15 protein-coding genes are annotated in these 19378 nt (G+C 72.0%); 13 read left to right on the forward strand and 2 right to left on the reverse strand.

The genetic code is table 11. The features are described from left to right. Positions 1-10 precede the first annotated feature (10 nt). From AB0K36_RS16725 to AB0K36_RS16775, 11 genes are all read left to right on the forward strand, one after another. Positions 11-562 carry a PH-like domain-containing protein gene (locus tag AB0K36_RS16725; RefSeq protein WP_435877876.1) on the forward strand — a complete coding sequence of 184 codons (552 nt, stop codon included), beginning with the start codon at positions 11-13 and terminating at the stop codon, positions 560-562. Further along, positions 559-1710: a glutamine-hydrolyzing carbamoyl-phosphate synthase small subunit gene (gene carA / locus AB0K36_RS16730; RefSeq protein WP_189473623.1), complete on the forward strand. Its 1152-nt coding sequence runs from the start codon at positions 559-561 to the stop codon at positions 1708-1710. Before AB0K36_RS16725 ends, carA begins: the two co-directional genes overlap by 4 nt. Continuing rightward, a complete protein-coding gene (gene carB, locus AB0K36_RS16735) occupies positions 1703-5011 on the forward strand; it encodes a carbamoyl-phosphate synthase large subunit (RefSeq protein ID WP_364594310.1) in 3309 nt (1102 codons plus the stop codon). Before carA ends, carB begins: the two co-directional genes overlap by 8 nt. Before the next feature lie 58 nt (positions 5012-5069). Continuing rightward, positions 5070-6179: a quinone-dependent dihydroorotate dehydrogenase gene (locus AB0K36_RS16740; RefSeq protein ID WP_364594313.1), complete on the forward strand. Its 1110-nt coding sequence runs from the start codon at positions 5070-5072 to the stop codon at positions 6177-6179. Continuing rightward, positions 6176-7018: an orotidine-5'-phosphate decarboxylase gene (pyrF, locus tag AB0K36_RS16745; RefSeq protein ID WP_364594316.1), complete on the forward strand. Its 843-nt coding sequence runs from the start codon at positions 6176-6178 to the stop codon at positions 7016-7018. Before AB0K36_RS16740 ends, pyrF begins: the two co-directional genes overlap by 4 nt. A 397-nt stretch (positions 7019-7415) precedes the next feature. Then, the gene (locus AB0K36_RS16750) at positions 7416-7739 is read left to right on the forward strand and encodes an integration host factor (protein ID WP_005319887.1); all 324 of its coding nucleotides are present in this window, start codon (positions 7416-7418) and stop codon (positions 7737-7739) included. A 39-nt stretch (positions 7740-7778) separates the two neighbouring features. Next, positions 7779-8342: a guanylate kinase gene (gene gmk / locus AB0K36_RS16755; protein ID WP_159693867.1), complete on the forward strand. Its 564-nt coding sequence runs from the start codon at positions 7779-7781 to the stop codon at positions 8340-8342. A gap of 42 nt (positions 8343-8384) precedes the next feature. After that, a complete protein-coding gene (gene rpoZ / locus AB0K36_RS16760) occupies positions 8385-8657 on the forward strand; it encodes a DNA-directed RNA polymerase subunit omega (RefSeq protein ID WP_005319902.1) in 273 nt (90 codons plus the stop codon). 162 nt (positions 8658-8819) lie between these two features. Further along, positions 8820-10055: a bifunctional phosphopantothenoylcysteine decarboxylase/phosphopantothenate--cysteine ligase CoaBC gene (gene coaBC, locus AB0K36_RS16765; protein WP_435877874.1), complete on the forward strand. Its 1236-nt coding sequence runs from the start codon at positions 8820-8822 to the stop codon at positions 10053-10055. 307 nt (positions 10056-10362) lie between these two features. Next, positions 10363-11571 (forward strand): methionine adenosyltransferase, encoded by a 1209-nt coding sequence (gene metK / locus AB0K36_RS16770; protein WP_364594320.1) that lies wholly within the window; start codon positions 10363-10365, stop codon positions 11569-11571. 156 nt (positions 11572-11727) lie between these two features. Then, complete coding sequence (locus AB0K36_RS16775) at positions 11728-13860, forward strand: primosomal protein N' (protein WP_364594323.1); 2133 nt, start codon at positions 11728-11730, stop codon at positions 13858-13860. A 173-nt stretch (positions 13861-14033) separates the two neighbouring features. Here the strand turns inward: AB0K36_RS16775 and AB0K36_RS16780 are convergent, their stop codons facing one another. Beyond that, positions 14034-14537 carry a hypothetical protein gene (locus AB0K36_RS16780; RefSeq protein WP_364594326.1) on the reverse strand — a complete coding sequence of 168 codons (504 nt, stop codon included), beginning with the start codon at positions 14535-14537 and terminating at the stop codon, positions 14034-14036. A gap of 230 nt (positions 14538-14767) precedes the next feature. On the opposite strand from AB0K36_RS16780, the gene fmt reads away from it, so the two are divergent. After that, complete coding sequence (fmt, locus tag AB0K36_RS16785; protein ID WP_189473631.1) at positions 14768-15712, forward strand: methionyl-tRNA formyltransferase; 945 nt, start codon at positions 14768-14770, stop codon at positions 15710-15712. Positions 15713-15746: 34 nt separating this feature from the next. After that, positions 15747-17180: an RsmB/NOP family class I SAM-dependent RNA methyltransferase gene (locus AB0K36_RS16790; protein ID WP_364594329.1), complete on the forward strand. Its 1434-nt coding sequence runs from the start codon at positions 15747-15749 to the stop codon at positions 17178-17180. Between the two features lie 25 nt (positions 17181-17205). On the opposite strand, the gene AB0K36_RS16795 is transcribed toward AB0K36_RS16790, so the two are convergent. Continuing rightward, positions 17206-19356, reverse strand: coding sequence for an MMPL family transporter (locus tag AB0K36_RS16795; RefSeq protein WP_364594332.1), 2151 nt, complete (start codon positions 19354-19356; stop codon positions 17206-17208). Between the last annotated feature and the right edge of the window lie 22 nt (positions 19357-19378).

A 19378-nucleotide genomic window follows, 5' to 3' on the forward strand; every position in this document is an offset into this window, starting at 1 on the left:
ACCTGCACTGATGATTCTGGCCGCCGAGCAGAAGTCGGCGGAGGTGACGGACTGGGCCGCCCGCATCGGCTGGGTCGTCGGGCTGCTGGCCTTCGTCGCCTTCGTCTACTGGCTGATGCGCCAGGGATGGAAGTGGCGCGGCAGCCTCCAGTCCGACCTGCCGGAGCTGCCCACCGCGCCGGTGGAGCCCGGCGAGGCGAAACTGACGATGACGGGCCGCTACCACGGCTCCACCACCGCCGGGCAGTGGCTCGACCGGATCGTCGCCCACGGACTCGGCACCCGCAGCCGCGTCGAGCTCACGCTCACCGACGCGGGACTGGCCGTGGTACGTCCCGGCGCGCAGGACTTCTTCGTACCGGTCCAGGCACTGCGTGAGGCCCGGCTCGACAAGGGCATCGCCGGCAAGGTCCTCGCGGAGGGCGGTCTGCTGATCGTCACCTGGGCGCACGGCGACAAGCTGATCGACTCCGGCTTCCGCTCCGACCACGCGGCCGGGCAGAGCGAATGGGTCGACACCCTGACACACATGATCAAGACGACGGAAGGCACCGCACGATGACGACCTCCACCCGGGGAGCCGCCAACGCTCCCGCCGTACTCGTCCTGGAGGACGGCCGCACCTTCCGCGGCCGTGCCTACGGGGCCGTGGGGGAGACCTTCGGCGAGGCGGTGTTCAACACCGGCATGACGGGCTACCAGGAGACGCTGACGGACCCGTCGTACCACCGCCAGGTCGTGGTCATGACCGCGCCGCACGTCGGCAACACCGGCGTGAACGACGAGGACGACGAGTCGAAGAAGATCTGGGTCGCCGGCTATGTCGTGCGCGACCCCGCCCGTATCCCCTCGAACTGGCGCTCCCGCCGCACGCTCGACGACGAACTGCGGGCCCAGGGCGTCGTCGGCATCAGCGGCATCGACACCCGCGCCCTCACCCGCCATCTGCGTGAGCGCGGCGCGATGCGCGTCGGCATCTTCTCCGGTGACGCCCTCGCGGACGAGGCGACGCTGCTCGCCCGGGTCCTCGAAGCGCCCGAGATGAAGGGCGCCGACCTGTCCGCGGAGGTCGCCACCACCGAGGCGTACGTCGTCCCGGCGATCGGTGAGAAGAAGTTCACCGTCGCCGCGCTCGACCTGGGCATCAAGGGCATGACGCCGCACCGCATGGCGGAGCGCGGCATAGAGGTCCACGTCCTGCCCGGCACGGCCACCGTGGAGGACGTCTACGCCGTCGCCCCTGACGGTGTCTTCCTCTCCAACGGCCCCGGTGACCCGGCCACCGCCGACCTCACCGTCATCCGGTCGGTCCTGGAGCGCAGGACGCCGCTGTTCGGCATCTGCTTCGGCAACCAGCTCCTCGGCCGCGCGCTCGGCTTCGGCACCTACAAGCTGAAGTACGGCCACCGCGGCATCAACCAGCCCGTGCAGGACCGCACGACCGGCAAGGTCGAGGTCACCGCGCACAACCACGGATTCGCCGTCGAGGCCCCCCTCGACAAGGTCTCCGACACGCCCTACGGACGCGCTGAGGTCTCCCACGTCTGCCTCAACGACAACGTCGTGGAGGGGCTGAGGCTGCTCGACCAGCCGGCCTTCAGCGTCCAGTACCACCCAGAGGCGGCCGCCGGCCCGCACGACGCCGCGTACCTCTTCGACCGCTTCACGTCTTTGATGAGCACCGCCCAGATGGAGGCCGAGCGTGCCTAAGCGCACCGATATCCAGTCCGTCCTGGTCATCGGCTCCGGCCCGATCGTCATCGGCCAGGCCGCCGAGTTCGACTACTCCGGCACCCAGGCCTGCCGCGTCCTCAAGGCAGAGGGCCTGCGCGTCATCCTGGTGAACTCCAACCCGGCGACGATCATGACCGACCCGGAGATCGCCGACGCCACCTACGTCGAGCCGATCACCCCCGAGTTCGTCGAGAAGATCATCGCCAAGGAGCGCCCCGACGCGCTGCTGCCCACCCTCGGCGGCCAGACCGCGCTCAACACCGCCATCTCCATGCACGAGCAGGGTGTGCTGGAGAAGTACGGCGTCGAGCTGATCGGCGCCAATGTCGAGGCGATCAACAAGGGCGAGGACCGCGACCTGTTCAAGGGCGTCGTCGAGGCCGTCAACGCCAAGATCGGCCACGGCGAGTCGGCCCGCTCGGTCATCTGCCACTCGATGGACGACGTGATCAAGGGGGTCGACACCCTCGGCGGCTACCCGGTGGTCGTCCGCCCGTCCTTCACCATGGGCGGCGCCGGCTCCGGCTTCGCGCACGACGAGGAGGAGCTGCGCCGCATCGCCGGCCAGGGCCTCACCCTCTCGCCGACCACCGAGGTGCTCCTCGAGGAGTCCATCCTCGGCTGGAAGGAGTACGAGCTGGAGCTGATGCGCGACAAGCACGACAACGTCGTGGTCGTCTGCTCCATCGAGAACTTCGACCCGATGGGCGTCCACACCGGCGACTCGATCACCGTCGCCCCTGCGATGACGCTGACCGACCGCGAGTACCAGCGGCTGCGCGACATCGGCATCGCGATCATCCGCGAGGTCGGCGTCGACACCGGCGGCTGCAACATCCAGTTCGCGGTGGACCCCGACGACGGCCGGATCATCGTCATCGAGATGAACCCGCGTGTCTCCCGGTCCTCGGCCCTCGCGTCCAAGGCCACCGGCTTCCCGATCGCCAAGATCGCCGCGAAGCTCGCCGTCGGCTACACGCTGGACGAGATCCCGAACGACATCACCGAGAAGACCCCGGCCTCCTTCGAGCCGACCCTCGACTACGTCGTCGTCAAGGCGCCGCGGTTCGCGTTCGAGAAGTTCCCCTCGGCCGACGCCACCCTCACCACGACCATGAAGTCCGTCGGCGAGGCCATGGCCATCGGCCGGAACTTCACCGAGGCGCTGCAGAAGGCCCTGCGCTCGCTGGAGAAGAAGGGCAGCCAGTTCGCCTTCACCGGTGAGACCGGCGACAAGGACGAGCTGCTGCGGGAGGCGGTCCGTCCCACCGACGGCCGGATCAACACCGTCATGCAGGCCATCCGCGCCGGAGCCACCCCGGAGGAGGTCTTCGACGCGACGAAGATCGACCCGTGGTTCGTCGACCAGCTGTTCCTGATCAAGGAGCACGCGGACGAGCTCGCCGCCGCGGAGAAGCTCGACCCCGAGCTGCTCGCCGACGCCAAGCGCCACGGCTTCTCCGACGCCCAGATCGCCGAGATCCGCGGCCTGCGCGAGGACGTCGTGCGCGAGGTCCGCCACGCGCTCGGCATCCGCCCGGTCTACAAGACGGTCGACACCTGCGCCGCCGAGTTCGCCGCCCGCACCCCGTACTTCTACTCGTCCTACGACGAGGAGTCCGAGGTGGCGCCGCGTTCCAAGCCCGCCGTGATCATCCTCGGCTCCGGTCCGAACCGCATCGGCCAGGGCATCGAGTTCGACTACTCCTGCGTCCACGCCTCCTTCGCGCTGCACGACGCCGGGTACGAGACCGTGATGGTCAACTGCAACCCGGAGACCGTCTCCACCGACTACGACACCTCCGACCGCCTGTACTTCGAGCCGCTGACGCTCGAGGACGTGCTGGAGATCGTGCACGCCGAGTCGCTGGCCGGCCCGATCGCCGGTGTCGTCGTCCAGCTCGGCGGCCAGACCCCGCTGGGCCTGGCCCAGGCGCTCAAGGACAACGGCGTCCCGGTCGTCGGCACCCCGCCGGAGGCCATCCACGCCGCCGAGGACCGCGGCGCGTTCGGCCAGGTGCTCGCCGAGGCCGGGCTGCCCGCGCCGAAGCACGGCACCGCCACCACCTTCGCGGGCGCCAAGGCCATCGCCGACGAGATCGGCTACCCGGTCCTGGTCCGCCCGTCGTACGTGCTCGGCGGCCGCGGCATGGAGATCGTGTACGACGAGGCGCGCCTCGAGGCGTACATCGCCGAGTCCACCGAGATCTCCCCGACCCGCCCCGTGCTGGTCGACCGCTTCCTCGACGACGCCATCGAGATCGACGTCGACGCCCTCTACGACGGCACCGAGCTCTACCTCGGCGGCGTGATGGAGCACATCGAGGAGGCCGGCATCCACTCCGGCGACTCGGCCTGCGCCCTGCCCCCGATCACGCTCGGCGGCTTCGACATCAAGCGGCTGCGCGCCTCCACCGAGGCCATCGCCAAGGGTGTCGGCGTGCGCGGTCTGATCAACATCCAGTTCGCGATGGCCGGGGACATCCTCTACGTCCTCGAGGCCAACCCGCGTGCCTCCCGGACGGTGCCCTTCACCTCGAAGGCGACCGCGGTCCCGCTCGCCAAGGCCGCCGCGCGCATCTCGCTCGGCGCCACCGTCGCCGAGCTGCGCGAGGAAGGCCTGCTGCCGAAGAACGGCGACGGCGGCACCCTGCCGCTCGACGCGCCGATCTCCGTCAAGGAGGCCGTCATGCCGTGGTCGCGCTTCCGCGACGTGCACGGCCGCGGCGTGGACACCGTCCTCGGCCCGGAGATGCGCTCCACCGGCGAGGTCATGGGTATCGACTCGGTCTTCGGCACGGCGTACGCCAAGTCGCAGGCCGGCGCGTACGGCCCGCTGCCCACCAAGGGCCGCGCGTTCGTCTCCGTCGCCAACCGCGACAAGCGATCGATGATCTTCCCGGCCCGTGAGCTGGTCGCCCACGGCTTCGAGCTGCTGGCCACCTCCGGAACCGCCGAGGTCCTCAAGCGCAACGGCATCAACGCGACCGTCGTGCGCAAGCAGTCGGAGGGCGAGGGGCCGGGCGGTGAGAAGACCATCGTCCAGCTGATCCACGACGGCGAGGTCGACCTCATCGTCAACACCCCCTACGGCACCGGCGGCCGCCTCGACGGCTACGAGATCCGCACCGCCGCCGTCGCGCGGGGCGTCCCGTGCCTGACGACGGTGCAGGCGCTCGCCGCCGCCGTCCAGGGCATCGACGCGCTCAACCGGGGTGACGTCGGCGTCCGTTCACTGCAGGAACACGCGGAACACCTGACCGCGGCCCGCGACTAGCAACGACGAGGGGGACACCGGAAACGGTGTCCCCCTCCTCATGAGGACACCACTTCCCATGTACAAGTTCTTCTTCGACCTGGTCTTCAAGCGGATGGACCCGGAGCAGGCCCATCACCTGGCCTTCCGCTGGATCCGGCTCGCGGTCCGCGTCCCCGTCCTGCGTACCTTCGTCGCCGCGGCCCTGGCGCCCCGTCACAAGGAACTGCGCACCGAGGCGCTCGGCCTGCGGATGCACGGCCCCTTCGGTCTCGCGGCCGGCTTCGACAAGAACGCCGTCGCCATCGACGGCATGTCGATGCTCGGCTTCGACCATGTCGAGATCGGCACCGTCACCGCACAGCCCCAGCCGGGCAACCCCAAGAAGCGCCTCTTCCGGCTCGTCGCCGACCGCGCCCTGATCAACCGGATGGGCTTCAACAACGACGGCTCGGCAGCCGTGGCCGAGCGGCTCGCGGCCCGCCGCGAGATCTTCCGCACGGTCGTCGGCGTCAACATCGGCAAGACCAAGGTCGTCCCGGAGGAGGAGGCGGTCGCCGACTACGTGACCTCCACCGAGCGCCTGGCCGCCCACGCCGACTACCTCGTCGTCAACGTCTCCTCGCCGAACACGCCCGGCCTGCGCAACCTCCAGGCCACCGAGTCGCTGCGTCCGCTGCTGACCGCCGTGCGCGAGGCCGCCGACCGGACGGTGACGGACCGCCGCGTCCCGCTGCTCGTCAAGATCGCCCCCGACCTCGCGGACGAGGACGTCGACGCCGTCGCCGACCTCGCCCTGGAGCTGGGCCTGGACGGCATCATCGCCACCAACACCACCATCGCGCGGGAGGGCCTCGGCCTGAGGTCCCCGGCCGATCTGGTCAAGGAGACCGGCGGGCTGTCCGGCCGGCCCGTCAAGGAGCGCTCCCTGGAGGTCCTGCGCCGCCTCTACGCCCGTGTGGGCGACCGCATCACCCTCGTCGGCGTCGGCGGCGTCGAGAACGCCGAGGACGCCTGGCAGCGCATCCTGGCCGGGGCCACCCTCGTCCAGGGCTACAGCGCCTTCATCTACGAGGGCCCCTGCTACGCCCGCGCCATCCACAAGGGCCTCGCCGCGCGCCTCGCCGCGAGCCCGTACGCCACCCTCGCCGAGGCCGTCGGCGCCGAGACGCGAAAGGCCGCTTCATGACCCTCCCGGAAACCTTCGGCGCACGGCTGCGCCACGCCATGGACACCCGCGGCCCACTGTGCGTCGGCATCGACCCGCACGCCTCGCTGCTCACCGCGTGGGGACTGAACGACGACGTCGACGGCCTCGAGCGGTTCACCCGCACCACGGTCGAGGCGCTGGCCGACCGGGTCGCCGTCCTCAAGCCGCAGTCCGCGTTCTTCGAGCGCTTCGGCTCGCGCGGCATCGCCGTGCTGGAGAAGGCCGTGGCGGAGGCGCGCGCCGCCGGTGCGCTGGTGCTGATGGACGCCAAGCGGGGCGACATCGGCTCGACCATGGGCGCGTACGCGGAGACCTACCTCCGCAAGGACTCCCCGCTGTTCTCCGACGCTGTCACCGTCTCCCCGTACCTGGGCTTCGGATCGCTGCGCCCGGCCCTGGACCAGGCCGTGCTGAGCGGCTGCGGTGTCTTCGTCCTGGCGCTCACCTCCAACCCGGAGGGCGCGGAGGTGCAGCGCTCGACCGCGGCCGGCGGGAAGTCGCTGGCGCAGGTGATGCTCGACCACATGGCCGCGGAGAACGCCGGCGCGCAGCCCCTCGGACCGGTCGGCGCGGTCGTGGGCGCGACGCTCGGCGACGCGGGGGTGGACCTCGACATCAACGGGCCGCTGCTGGCGCCCGGCATCGGCGCCCAGGGCGCGACACCGGCCGACCTTCCCGGGGTCTTCGGCGCGGCCGTGCGCAATGTGGTGCCGAGCGTGAGCCGTGGCGTCCTTCGGCACGGACCGGACGTCACGGGGCTGCGCGACGCGGCCGCGCGGTTCGCCGACGAGATCCGCGCGGCGGTCGCCTCGGTGTGACGGCCGCCGGTGCGCCCGTCGCCGAAGCTCTCCGTGCATGCGGTGTCGGCTCTGCGTAACGCCGTCACCAGCGGCGGACGCGCGGAAGGGGGCCTTCAGGGCCGTCGGTGACCCCTCGCGGGGCGGCCGAGGAGCGGTGGCAGGGAGCGGCCCGAAGATTCTTTGACGGTTTCTTCACGCAAATCCCGGTTGTTTTGCCCGAATTGTCCTGGTCGGTCGATGCTGACCAGGACTTTTCGTCTGTTCTCGCTGACTGGAGCGGCCATGGCCGCTAGTCTCCGTCGAAGAGAACGTGCAGGGCAGAAGCGCTGCGTTGCTCGTTGCTCCCCCTGGTGTGGGGCGACTAGGTTCCTCACCGGTCCGTATCCGACAGTTCGACATCCGAGGTGACGTAGGCGTGGCTCTTCCGCCCCTTACCCCTGAACAGCGCGCAGCCGCGCTCGAAAAGGCCGCCGCGGCTCGCCGGGAGCGGGCCGAGGTCAAGAATCGACTCAAGCACTCCGGCGCCTCCCTCCACGAGGTCATCAAGCAGGGCCAGGAGAACGACGTCATCGGCAAGATGAAGGTCTCCGCCCTCCTCGAGTCCCTGCCGGGCGTGGGCAAGGTCCGCGCCAAGCAGATCATGGAGAGGCTCGGCATCTCCGAGAGCCGCCGGGTCCGTGGTCTCGGCTCCAACCAGATCGCCTCCCTCGAGCGCGAGTTCGGCGGCGGCGCCGCCTGACGTTCCCGGGCACTCCCGGGAGGCTGGAATAATCGCTGCATGGCAGCAGAGGTACGTCCGCGGCTGACCGTGCTCTCCGGCCCCTCCGGGGTCGGCAAGAGCACGGTCGTCGCTCATATGCGCAAGGTCCACCCCGAGGTCTGGCTCTCGGTGTCGGCAACCACCAGGAAGCCGCGTCCCGGCGAGAAGCACGGCGTCCAGTACTTCTTCGTCAGTGACGAGGAGTTCGACAAGCTGGTCGCCAACGGCGAGCTGCTGGAGTGGGCCGAGTTCGCGGGCAACCGCTACGGCACGCCCCGTCGCGCGGTCCTCGACCGCCTGGAGGCGGGCGAGCCGGTGCTGCTGGAGATCGATCTCCAGGGCGCCCGGCAGGTGAAGGAGTCCATGCCGGATTCCCGGCTGGTCTTCCTCGCCCCGCCGAGCTGGGAGGAGTTGGTCCGCCGCCTCACCGGGCGCGGCACCGAGTCCCCCGAGGTCATCGAGCGCCGGCTGACGGTCGCCAAGGTGGAGCTGGCGGCCGAGTCGGAGTTCGACACCACCCTGGTCAACACCTCCGTCGAGGACGTGGCCCGTGAGCTGCTAGCCTTGATGGCAGTTGTTTGATCTTTTGTCCGATCTTTCTGCAAGTTCTTCGGAAGGCATAGCGTGTCCTCTTCCATCACCGCGCCCGAGGGCATCATCAACCCTCCGATCGACGAGCTGCTCGAGGCGACCGACTCGAAGTACAGCCTCGTGATCTACGCCGCCAAGCGCGCGCGTCAGATCAACGCGTACTACTCGCAGCTCGGTGAGGGCCTGCTCGAGTACGTCGGGCCGCTCGTGGACACCCACGTCCACGAGAAGCCGCTCTCGATCGCCCTGCGTGAGATCAACGCGGGTCTGCTGACCTCCGAGGCCATCGAGGGCCCGGCCCAGTAAGCGCGGCAAGCTTTTTCCACAGGCCCGGCGGACTGTCCGCCGGGCCTGTGGTGTGCATCGAGGGTGGTGCGAGACGCTCGTCCATGAGTGATGCAGCATGAGGACGTAAGGATCCGGGCCCGACCAACGACCGGTGGGCACCAGTGGAGGGCGGGAGACGCGGTGGTGGACTCAGTGGACGGCTCGGTGGACGCGGCGGTCAGGCCGAAGGTGGTTCTGGGCGTGAGCGGGGGCATCGCCGCCTACAAGGCGTGCGAGCTGCTGCGCAGGCTCACGGAATCCGGCCACGAGGTCCGGGTCGTGCCGACCGCGTCGGCACTGCGGTTCGTCGGCGCGCCGACCTGGTCCGCGCTCTCCGGGCAGCCGGTCGACACCGACGTCTGGTCGGCCGTCCACGAGGTCCCGCACGTACGCATCGGCCAGCACGCCGACCTCGTCGTCGTCGCGCCCGCCACCGCGGACATGCTCGCCAAGGCCGCCCACGGCCTCGCCGACGACCTCCTCACCAACACCCTCCTCACCGCCCGCTGTCCGGTCGTGTTCGCCCCCGCGATGCACACCGAGATGTGGGAGCACCCCGCCACCCAGGAGAACGTCGCCACCCTGCGCCGCCGCGGCGCCGTCGTGATCGAGCCCGCCGTGGGCCGGCTCACGGGCGTCGACACCGGCAAGGGCCGGCTGCCCGACCCGGGCGAGATCTTCGAGATCTGCCGCCGCGTCCTCGCCCGCGGGGTCGAGGCGCCCGACCTGGCCGGCCGCCATGTCGTCGTCAGCGCGGGCGGCACCCGCGAACCCCTCGACCCGGTCCGCTACCTCGGCAACCGTTCCTCCGGCAAGCAGGGCTACGCGCTCGCACGCACCGCGGCCGCCCGCGGCGCCCGCGTCACCCTCGTCGAGGCGAACACCGGGATGCCGGACCCGGCAGGCGTCGACGTCGTCCACGTCGGCACGGCGGTGCAACTGCGCGAGGCCGTGCTCAAGGCGGCCGCGGACGCCGACGCCGTCGTCATGGCGGCGGCCGTCGCGGACTTCCGCCCCGCCACCTACGCCGAGGGGAAGATCAAGAAGAAGGACGGCGTGGAGGCCCCGGTCGTCACGCTGGTACGCAACCCCGACATCCTCGCCGAGATCTCCGCGGACCGGGCCCGTCCCGGCCAGGTGATCGTCGGTTTCGCCGCGGAGACCGACGACGTACTGGCCAACGGCCGCGACAAGCTGCGCCGCAAGGGCTGTGACCTCCTCGTCGTCAACGAGGTGGGCGAGAACAGGACGTTCGGCGCGGAGGTCAACGAGGCCGTCGTGCTGTCCGCGGACGGCGGCGAGACGCCGGTGCCGCACGGCCCCAAGGAAGCCCTCGCCGACACGGTCTGGGACCTCGTCGTGCCCCGGCTCGCCTGAGGTCCCTCCCGCGCTCTCCAGGGGGTGCGCTCTCCCGCAGGTGCCGCGAAGCTCCCGTGAACACCGGGCGGCACCGGCGCGACGGGCCGACCACGGAAACCCGCGAAATGTGGCGAATCGCTCACCGCCAGGCGCTATCGTCGTACCGTCTCGGTCGTGATCCCAGGTCAGCGGACTCCCAGCCTGCGAGACGGGTTGTCCGGTCCCGGAGCGCGACCGATAAACTGGTCGCGGAACGTCGCGGGGCGCAGCCCCCTGCCGGTCCGTCAATGATCAGCCAGCAGCCGCTGCAACCCCAGGGAGCGATGTGTCCCGCCGTCTCTTCACCTCGGAGTCCGTGACCGAGGGTCACCCCGACAAGATCGCCGACCAGATCAGCGACACGATTCTCGACGCCCTCCTGCGGGAGGACCCCACTTCCCGGGTAGCCGTGGAGACCTTGATCACCACCGGCCTCGTGCACGTCGCCGGTGAAGTGACCACCAAGGCTTACGCCGACATCCCCACGCTCGTGCGCAGCAAGATCCTGGAGATCGGCTACGACTCCTCGAAGAAGGGCTTCGACGGGGCGTCCTGCGGCGTCTCGGTCTCCATCGGCGCACAGTCCCCGGACATCGCGCAGGGTGTCGACACCGCGTACGAGAAGCGCGTCGAGGGCGACGAGGACGAGCTCGACAAGCAGGGCGCCGGCGACCAGGGCCTGATGTTCGGCTACGCCTGCGACGAGACGCCCGAGCTGATGCCGCTGCCGATCCACCTGGCGCACCGGCTCTCCCGCCGACTGTCCGAGGTCCGCAAGAACGGCACCATCCCCTACCTGCGCCCGGACGGGAAGACCCAGGTCACCATCGAGTACGACGGCGACAAGGCCGTCCGCCTCGACACCGTGGTGGTCTCCTCGCAGCACGCGTCCGACATCGATCTGGACTCCCTGCTCGCGCCGGACATCCGTGAGTTCGTCGTCGAGCACGTCCTGAAGCAGCTCGTCGAGGACGGCATCAAGCTCGACACCGACGGCTACCGCCTCCTGGTGAACCCGACCGGCCGCTTCGAGATCGGCGGCCCGATGGGCGACGCCGGACTGACCGGCCGCAAGATCATCATCGACACGTACGGCGGCATGGCCCGCCACGGCGGCGGTGCCTTCTCCGGCAAGGACCCGTCCAAGGTCGACCGCTCCGCCGCGTACGCCATGCGCTGGGTCGCCAAGAACGTCGTCGCCGCGGGCCTCGCCGCCCGCTGCGAGGTCCAGGTCGCGTACGCCATCGGCAAGGCCGAGCCCGTGGGCCTGTTCGTCGAGACGTTCGGCACCGCGACGGTCGACGTCGAGAAGATCGAGCAGGCCATCGGCGCGGTCTTCGACCTCCGGCCGGCCGCGATCATCCGCGACCTCGACCTGCTGCGCCCGATCTACGCCCAGACCGCGGCGTACGGCCACTTCGGCCGCGAGCTGCCCGACTTCACCTGGGAGCGCACGGACCGCGTGGACGCGCTGCGCACGGCGGCGGGTCTGTAACCCACCGCGCACCCGGCTCGCCGAAGGGCCGTACACGGCTCCACGAAGGGCCCCGGACCGTTCTCGGTCCGGGGCCCCTCTCGTGCGTCGCGTGGACAGGTTCCGGACAGGTGCCGGGCGCGCGGCGCTGTCAGTGGTCTCTGGCAGGATTTGGCTGTGAGCAGCGAGGACAAGCAGCCTTCCGAGCCCGTCGGTGACGGGCCCGAGCAGCTTGCGCTGATCCGCGAGAGCGTCCGCAAGGCCAAGGTCCCCAAGGCGAAACCGCGCACCTGGCGCGGAGCCGCGCTCGCCAAGGACCTCCCCGTCGCCCGGGTCATGGTCAACAAGGGCGCCCTCCACCTCGACCAGTTCTTCGACTACGCCGTCCCCGAGGAGCTCGACGCCGACGCCAGGCCCGGAGTGCGGGTGCGGGTGCGCTTCGGCGCCGGGGCGCACCGCGTCCGCGGCGGACGCCGCGAAGGCGGCGGCCTGATCGACGGCTTCCTCATCGAGCGGCGCGCCGAATCCGACTACCAGGGGGCGCTCGCCGCACTCGCCTACGTCGTCTCGCCCGAGCCGGTCCTCAGCCCCGAGATCCTCGGCCTCGCCCGCGCCGTCGCCGACCGTTACGCGGGCAGCCTCGCCGACGTGCTCCAGCTCGCCGTACCCCCGCGGAACGGCCGGGCGGAGGCCGCCCCCTCTCCGGAGCCGCTGCCGCCGCCCCCCGCGCCTGCTCCCGCCACCTGGCAGCGGTACGTGCGGGGCCCGGCCTTCATCGAATCCCTCGCGGCCGGCGGATCGCCACGCGCCGTGTGGACCGCGCTGCCCGGGCCGCACTGGCCCGACGAACTCGCCCGCGCCGTCGCCGCGACCCTCGCGTCCGGGCGGGGCGCCCTCGTCGTCGTCCCCGACGGCCGGCGCGCCGCCCGCGTGGACAGCGCGCTCACCGCCCTGCTCGGTGAAGGGCGCCACGCGCTGCTGACCGCCGAATCCGGACCTGAGAAGCGGTACCGGCAATGGCTCGCCGTGCGCCGCGGCTCCGTCCGCGTGGCCGTCGGCACCCGGGCCGCCATGTTCGCCCCCGTGCAGAACCTCGGGCTCGTCGTCGTCTGGGACGACGGCGACTCCAGCCACAGCGACGACCGCGCCCCCTTCCCACACGTCCGCGAAGTCCTCGAGCTGCGGGCCACCCACGACCGGTGCGGATTCCTGCTCGGCAGTACCAGCTGCACCGTCGAAGCCGCCCAACTCGTCGAGAGCGGCTGGGCGGCGCCCCTCGTCGCCGACCGGGCCCGGATCCGGGCCGTCGCCCCCGTGGTACGGACGGTCGGCGACCACGACCTGGCACGGGACGAGGCCGCCCGCGCGGCACGTCTGCCCAGCATCGCCTGGCAGGCGGTCAGGGACGGACTCGCCGACGGGCCCGTCCTCGTCCAGGTCCCGAGGCGCGGCTATGTGCCGCGGCTCGCCTGCGAGCGCTGCCGCACCCCTGCCCGCTGCCGCCACTGCGCCGGACCCCTCGAAGCGCCCGACGAACGCGACCTGCGGTGCGGCTGGTGCGGGCGCGCGGAGTCCGAATGGCACTGCGGCGCCTGCGGGGCCACCCGGCTGCGGGCCCAGATCGTCGGCGCGCGGCGCACCGCCGAGGAACTCGGCCGCGCGTTCCCGGCCGTGCCGGTCCGCACCTCCGGACGCGACCACATTCTCGACAGCGTCCCGGCGCGCCCCGCCCTCGTCGTCTCCACGCCCGGCGCGGAGCCCGTCGCCGACGGCGGATACGCGGCCGCGGCGCTCCTCGACGGCTGGGCCATGCTCGGCCGGCCCGACCTGCGCGCAGGCGAGGAAGCGCTGCGCCGCTGGATCGCCGCGGCCGCGCTCGTGCGACCCCGGTCGGAAGGCGGAGTGGTGGTCGTCGTCGCGGAACCGACCCTGCGGCCCGTGCAGGCCCTCGTCCGCTGGGACCCGGTCGGGCACGCCCTGCGCGAACTCGCGGAACGGGCCGAGCTCGGCTTTCCGCCGGTGTCGCGGATGGCGGAGGTCGTCGGAGCGGCGCCGGCCGTGACGGCGTTCCTCGCCGACGTGGAACTGCCCGCGGACGCGGAGATCCTCGGGCCCGTCCCACTGCCGGTCCCGGAACGCCCCGGCGCCCGCCGACCCGACGCGGCCGCGGGGGCCCGGGCGCTGCTACGGGTGCCGCCGGGCAGCGGAGCGGCGCTGGCCGCGGCGCTCAAGTCGGCGCAGGCGGCGCGCCTGGCACGGGGCGGCCAGGACCAGGTACGCATCCGCATCGACCCCCCGGACATCGGCTGACCGCGGGGCGTGGCGGCTCTGGCGGGGCCTTGGCGCGAAATCCTCTGGGAGGGACCGGCGTCAGCCCCTCACGGGCCCGGGCGCGCGCCCCGGGGCCCGGCCCCGGGGCGGGTGCCGGGGCCGGGTGCCGGGGATCGGGGGGCGTGGCTTCCGGGCCGGGGCCGGCCGGGGCGTCAGCCGTTGCGGGGGCCCGGGAAGGCGTTCGGGCGGGTCTCGCTCGGCTGCGGCGGCATCGAGCGGGCCGCCGGCACCGCCGGGACGGCGGACAGGCCCGGCGGCGGCAGTGTGCGCGTCGCGGCGCCCTCCGCCTCCGCCTGTGCCGCGGCAGCCTGCCGCCGCGAGCCGTAACGGCGGTGCACCGCCTGCTTGGTGACGCCGAGGGCGGAGCCGACCGCGTCCCAGGAGAAGCCGAGGGAGCGGTCGAAGTCCACGGCCGCGGTCACGAGGGTTTCGACGCTGTCCCGCAGTTCCTGCGCGAGGCGGACGGTCGGGGCGGGTGCCCTGCCGTAGACGACGAAGCCCGTGGACGGGCCGGAGCGGCGGGGGCGGTAGACGTTCCCCAGCTGGGCGGTGAGCGTGCGCAATGCGTCCACCTGCCGGCGGACCCGCTCGATGTCCCGCACCAGCAGATGCAGGCTGGCCCGGGCTTGGGCGTCGTGGGTTGCGTGGTCGGCCATTGACAAGCCTCTCGAACCGGCGGTTAAAAGGGGTCGGGTCGCGTCCGGGGCGGCCCGCTTCGGTCAATCTCTCTTGACCAACGCGCCGGTGGGTGGTCTGGTCACGCTTCGGGGCGTATGTGCCTGTGCGCGGGGCGCGCGGGCTCCCGTACGCCCCCTGCTGCCACGGCTCATAGACTGGTGTGCTGCTCGTCACCGCACGCCCCAGTCTGAGAGGCAGTCAGCCACCGATGAAGCTCGTCTTCGCAGGTACTCCCGAGGTCGCCGTCCCCGCCCTGGACGCCCTGATCGCCTCCGACCGGCACGAGGTCGCCGCAGTCGTCACCCGGCCGGACGCGCCCGCGGGCCGCGGGCGGCGGCTCGTCGCAAGCCCGGTCGCGCAGCGCGCCGCCGACGCCGGGATCGAGGTGCTCAAGCCGGCGAGGCCGCGTGACGAGGAGTTCCTCGCGCGGCTTCGGGAGATCGGCCCCGACTGCTGTCCCGTCGTCGCCTACGGAGCCCTGCTGCCCAAGGCGGCCCTCGATGTGCCCGCCCACGGCTGGGTGAACCTGCACTTCTCGCTGCTGCCCGCCTGGCGCGGCGCCGCCCCGGTGCAGCACGCGATTCTCGCCGGTGACGAGATGACCGGCGCGGCGACGTTCCGGATCGAGGAGGGGCTCGACACCGGACCGGTCTACGGCGTGATCACGGAGCCGGTGCGCCCCACGGACACGAGCGGCGATCTGCTGACGCGGCTGGCCTTCGCCGGTGCGGGGCTGCTCGCGGCGACGATGGACGGCATCGAGGACGGCACCCTGCGGCCCGTGCCGCAGCCCGCGGACGGCGTCACGCTGGCCCCGAAGATCACCGTCGAGGACGCCCACGTCGACTGGACCGCTCCCGCGCTGCGGGTCGACCGGGTCGTGCGGGGCTGCACCCCCGCGCCGGGCGCGTGGACGGCCTTCCGCGGCGAGCGTCTCAAGCTCATCCAGGTCGGGCTGCTGCCCGACCGCAAGGACCTCGAACCGGGCGTGCTCGACGCCGGCAAGAACCATGTGCACGTGGGCACCGGATCCCATGCCGTGGAGCTCCTGTGGGTCCAGCCGCAGGGCAAGAAGCCGATGCGTGCGGCGGACTGGGCGCGGGGTGTGCGGATCGCTCCTGGCGAGAGGGTCGGCGCACCGGTCGTAGGCTGAGAGGGATCACGTTTCATCGAACGCGGAGCACCTTTTGAGTGAGCAGTCCCGTCACCGTCCCGCCAAGCCGTACCGCCGCCCCAAGAAGGACCCCGTGCGGATCCTCGCCTTCGAGGCGCTGCGGGCCGTCGACGAGAGGGACGCGTACGCCAACCTCGTCCTGCCGCCGCTGCTGAAGAAGGCGCGCGAGAAGGACGACTTCGACGGGCGGGACGCGGCGCTCGCGACGGAGCTCGTGTACGGGACGCTGCGCCGCCAGGGCACCTACGACGCGATCATCGCGGCCTGCATCGACCGGCCGCTGCGCGAGGTCGACCCGCCGGTGCTGGACGTCCTCGCGCTCGGCGCGCACCAGCTGCTGGGGACGCGTATCCCCACGCACGCGGCCGTCTCCGCGAGCGTGGAACTGGCGAGGGTGGTGCTCGGCGACGGGCGCGCGAAGTTCGTGAACGCCGTGCTCCGCAAGATCTCGCAGCACGACATGGGCGCCTGGCTGGAGAAGGTCGCCCCGCCCTACGACGAGGACGCGGAAGACCATCTGGCGGTCGTGCACTCGCACCCCCGGTGGGTCGTCTCCGCCCTGTGGGACTCGCTCGGCGGCGGCCGCGCCGGCATCGAGGACCTGCTGGAGGCCGACAACGAGCGGCCCGAGGTGACGCTCGTGGCGCGGCCGGGGCGTTCGACCACCGGCGAACTGACGGACCTGCTGGGCGAGGACTCCGTCCTGCCCGGCCGGTGGTCCCCCTACGCCGTCCGGCTGGCCGAGGGCGGCGAGCCGGGCGCCATCGAGGCCGTGCGGGACGGACGCGCGGGCGTCCAGGACGAAGGCAGCCAGCTGGTGGCGATCGCCCTCGCCGACGCGCCGCTGGAAGGCAGCGACGAGCGCTGGCTCGACGGGTGCGCGGGGCCCGGCGGCAAGGCGGCGCTCCTCGGTGCGCTCGCGGCCGGCCGTGGCGCGTCCCTGCTGGCCGCTGAGAAGCAGCCGCACCGCGCCCGGCTGGTGGAGCGGGCACTCGCCGGCAATCCGGGGCCGTACCAGGTGATCGCGGCCGACGGCACGCGCCCGCCGTGGCGTGAGGGCGTGTTCGACCGGGTGCTCGTCGACGTCCCGTGCTCGGGACTGGGCGCGCTGCGCCGCCGCCCGGAGGCCCGCTGGCGCCGCCGCCCCTCGGACCTCGAGGGTTTCGCCCCGCTCCAGCGGGAGCTGCTGCGTGAGGCGCTGAAGGCCGTGCGGGTCGGCGGAGTCGTGGGGTACGCGACCTGTTCACCGCATCTCGCCGAGACACGCGTCGTCGTGGAGGACGTCCTGCGCGGCCGCGGCGGCCCCGCCGTCGAGGCGGAGTGGGTGGACGCCCGCCCGCTGATGCCCGGCGTCCCGGCACTCGGCGACGGCCCGGACGTGCAGCTGTGGCCGCATCTGCACGGCACGGACGCGATGTACCTGGCCCTGCTGCGGCGCACCGCCTAGCTTCCGCGGCGGTTCCCCGGCCGGCTCACGGCCGGGGCCCCGCCTGCCGGACCTCCTCGCGGGACAGCCTGTGGGGCCACCACACCTTCGGGCCCACGTCCAGGAACAGCGACGTGACCAGCACGGAGCGGACGACGAAGGTGTCCAGCAGGACGCCCAGGGCCACCGCGAAGCCGATCTCGGCGAAGGCGACCATGGGCAGGGTCCCGAGGGCGGCGAACGTACCCGCGAGGACCAGACCGGCCGAGGTGATCACCGCGCCCGTCGCGGCGAGGCCCGTGACCACGCCGGGCGCGGTGCCCTGCCGACGGGCCTCTTCGCGGATACGGGTCGTGAGGAAGATGTTGTAGTCGATGCCCAGCGCCACCAGGAACACGAAGACGAACAGCGGGAAGTCCGTCGACTCGCCCGCGTAGTCGAAGAGGTACCGGAAGGCGAGCGCGCTCAGCCCGAGCGCGGCGGCGAACGACAGCACCACCGTGCCGATCAGCAGCAGGGGCGCGACCAGGGATCTCAGCAGCACCATCAGGATCAGCAGCACCACGAGCAGCACCAGCGGGATGATCAGCATGTTGTCGTGGGTCGTCGCGGCGTCCATGTCGAGCAGCGCCGCCGTGCCGCCGCCCACCTGCGCGTCCGCGTCCGGAACGGCGTGCACGGCGTCCCTGACCTGCTCGACGGTGTCCTTGGCGGCCTGGCTGTCGGCGGGATCCTCCAGCGTGGCCTCGAAGAGCACACGGCCCTCGTGCACGGGTGCGGTACCGGGCGGCAGCCCGAGCGACGTGGGCACCACGCCGGGTGTGGCGGCCACCGCCTCGCCCACCTGACGGGCCTGCCCCCCGTTGCTGATGACCACCAGAGGATCGCCGCTGCCCGCGGGGAAGTACCTCGCCTGGACCTCCTGGCCGGTGATCGACTCGGGCTTGCCGGTGAAGGAGTCGGCGTTGCTGATGCCCTCCGCGCGCAACTGCGTGAGCCCCAGGGCGCACACCGCGAGAGCGACCGCCGTGCCGGCCCACACCGCTCGTGGACGACGGGAGATCGACCGTCCGGTACGGGCCCAGAAGCCGCGCTCGGTGGGCTCGGGGGAGCCCAGGTGCGGGACCACCGGCCAGAAGATCCAGCGGCCGAAGATCACCAGGAGCGCCGGGAACAGCGTCAGCATGGCGACGAGGGCGACGGCGACGCCGATGGCGGCCACGGGGCCGAGACCGCGCGTGGAGTTCATCTCCGCGGCCATCAGCACCAGCATGCCGAGGACCACCGTCGCACCGCTCGCGAGCACCGCCGGCCCCGCCCGGTGCAGGGCCAGCGCCATCGCCTCGTGCCGGTCCTCGTGGCGGCGCAGCTCCTCCCGGTAGCGGGCGACCAGCAGCAGGGCGTAGTCGGTGCCCGCGCCGAACACGAGAACGGTCAGGATGCCGGCGCTCTGGCCGTTGACCGTCAGATCGGCATGCTCGGCCATCAGATAGATGACGGCCTGAGCCGCGCCGAGGGCCGCGATCACCGAGAACAGCGGGACCAGCAGCAGAGTGGGGCTGCGGTAGGTGATCAGCAGCATCACGATCACGACGGTCATCGCCGAGAACAGCAGCGTCGAATCGATGCCCTCGAAAGCCTCGGAGAAGTCGGCAGAGGTGCCGCCGGGCCCGGTGACGTGCACCGACAGGCCGTCGCCCCCCGTGCCCGTCTCCGCGCGGATCGAGTCGACGGCCGGGGCGATCCGCTCCCAGCCCTCCTCGTCCATGGTGATCGGTACGAAGACCTGGGCGGCCCGCGGATCCGTCGGCCGGTCGAAGACCGGGCCGCGGGTCTCGGCCCCGCGCACGCCGTGGTCGCGCAGCTCCTTGACGGCCGCGACGTCCGCGCCGATCCGCTCGCGGTCGGCGGCGGTGAGACCGTCCTCGCGCGCGTAGACGACGATCGCGGGGATCACCTCGGGCCGGAAGTCCTCCGCCTCGGTCAGGACCTGGGTGGACTCGGCACTGCCCGGCAGCCAGGAGGAGGCGTCGTTGTCCTGCGCGTCCGTGAGCTTCTGCGCCAGGGGGAAGGCCAGCACCATGACCGCGAGCCACAGGACCAGCACGATCCACTTGCTGCGCCGTCCGCAGACGAGATGCGCGATTCCCTTGCCGGCCGCCCCTGAGGGCGCGCTGTCGTGTTCAGCCTCCGCCATGACGCTCCCGTATCTGCCTCTT

Source organism: Streptomyces kurssanovii, assembly GCF_040677245.1.
In the GTDB taxonomy this organism is placed as follows: domain Bacteria; phylum Actinomycetota; class Actinomycetes; order Streptomycetales; family Streptomycetaceae; genus Streptomyces; species Streptomyces kurssanovii.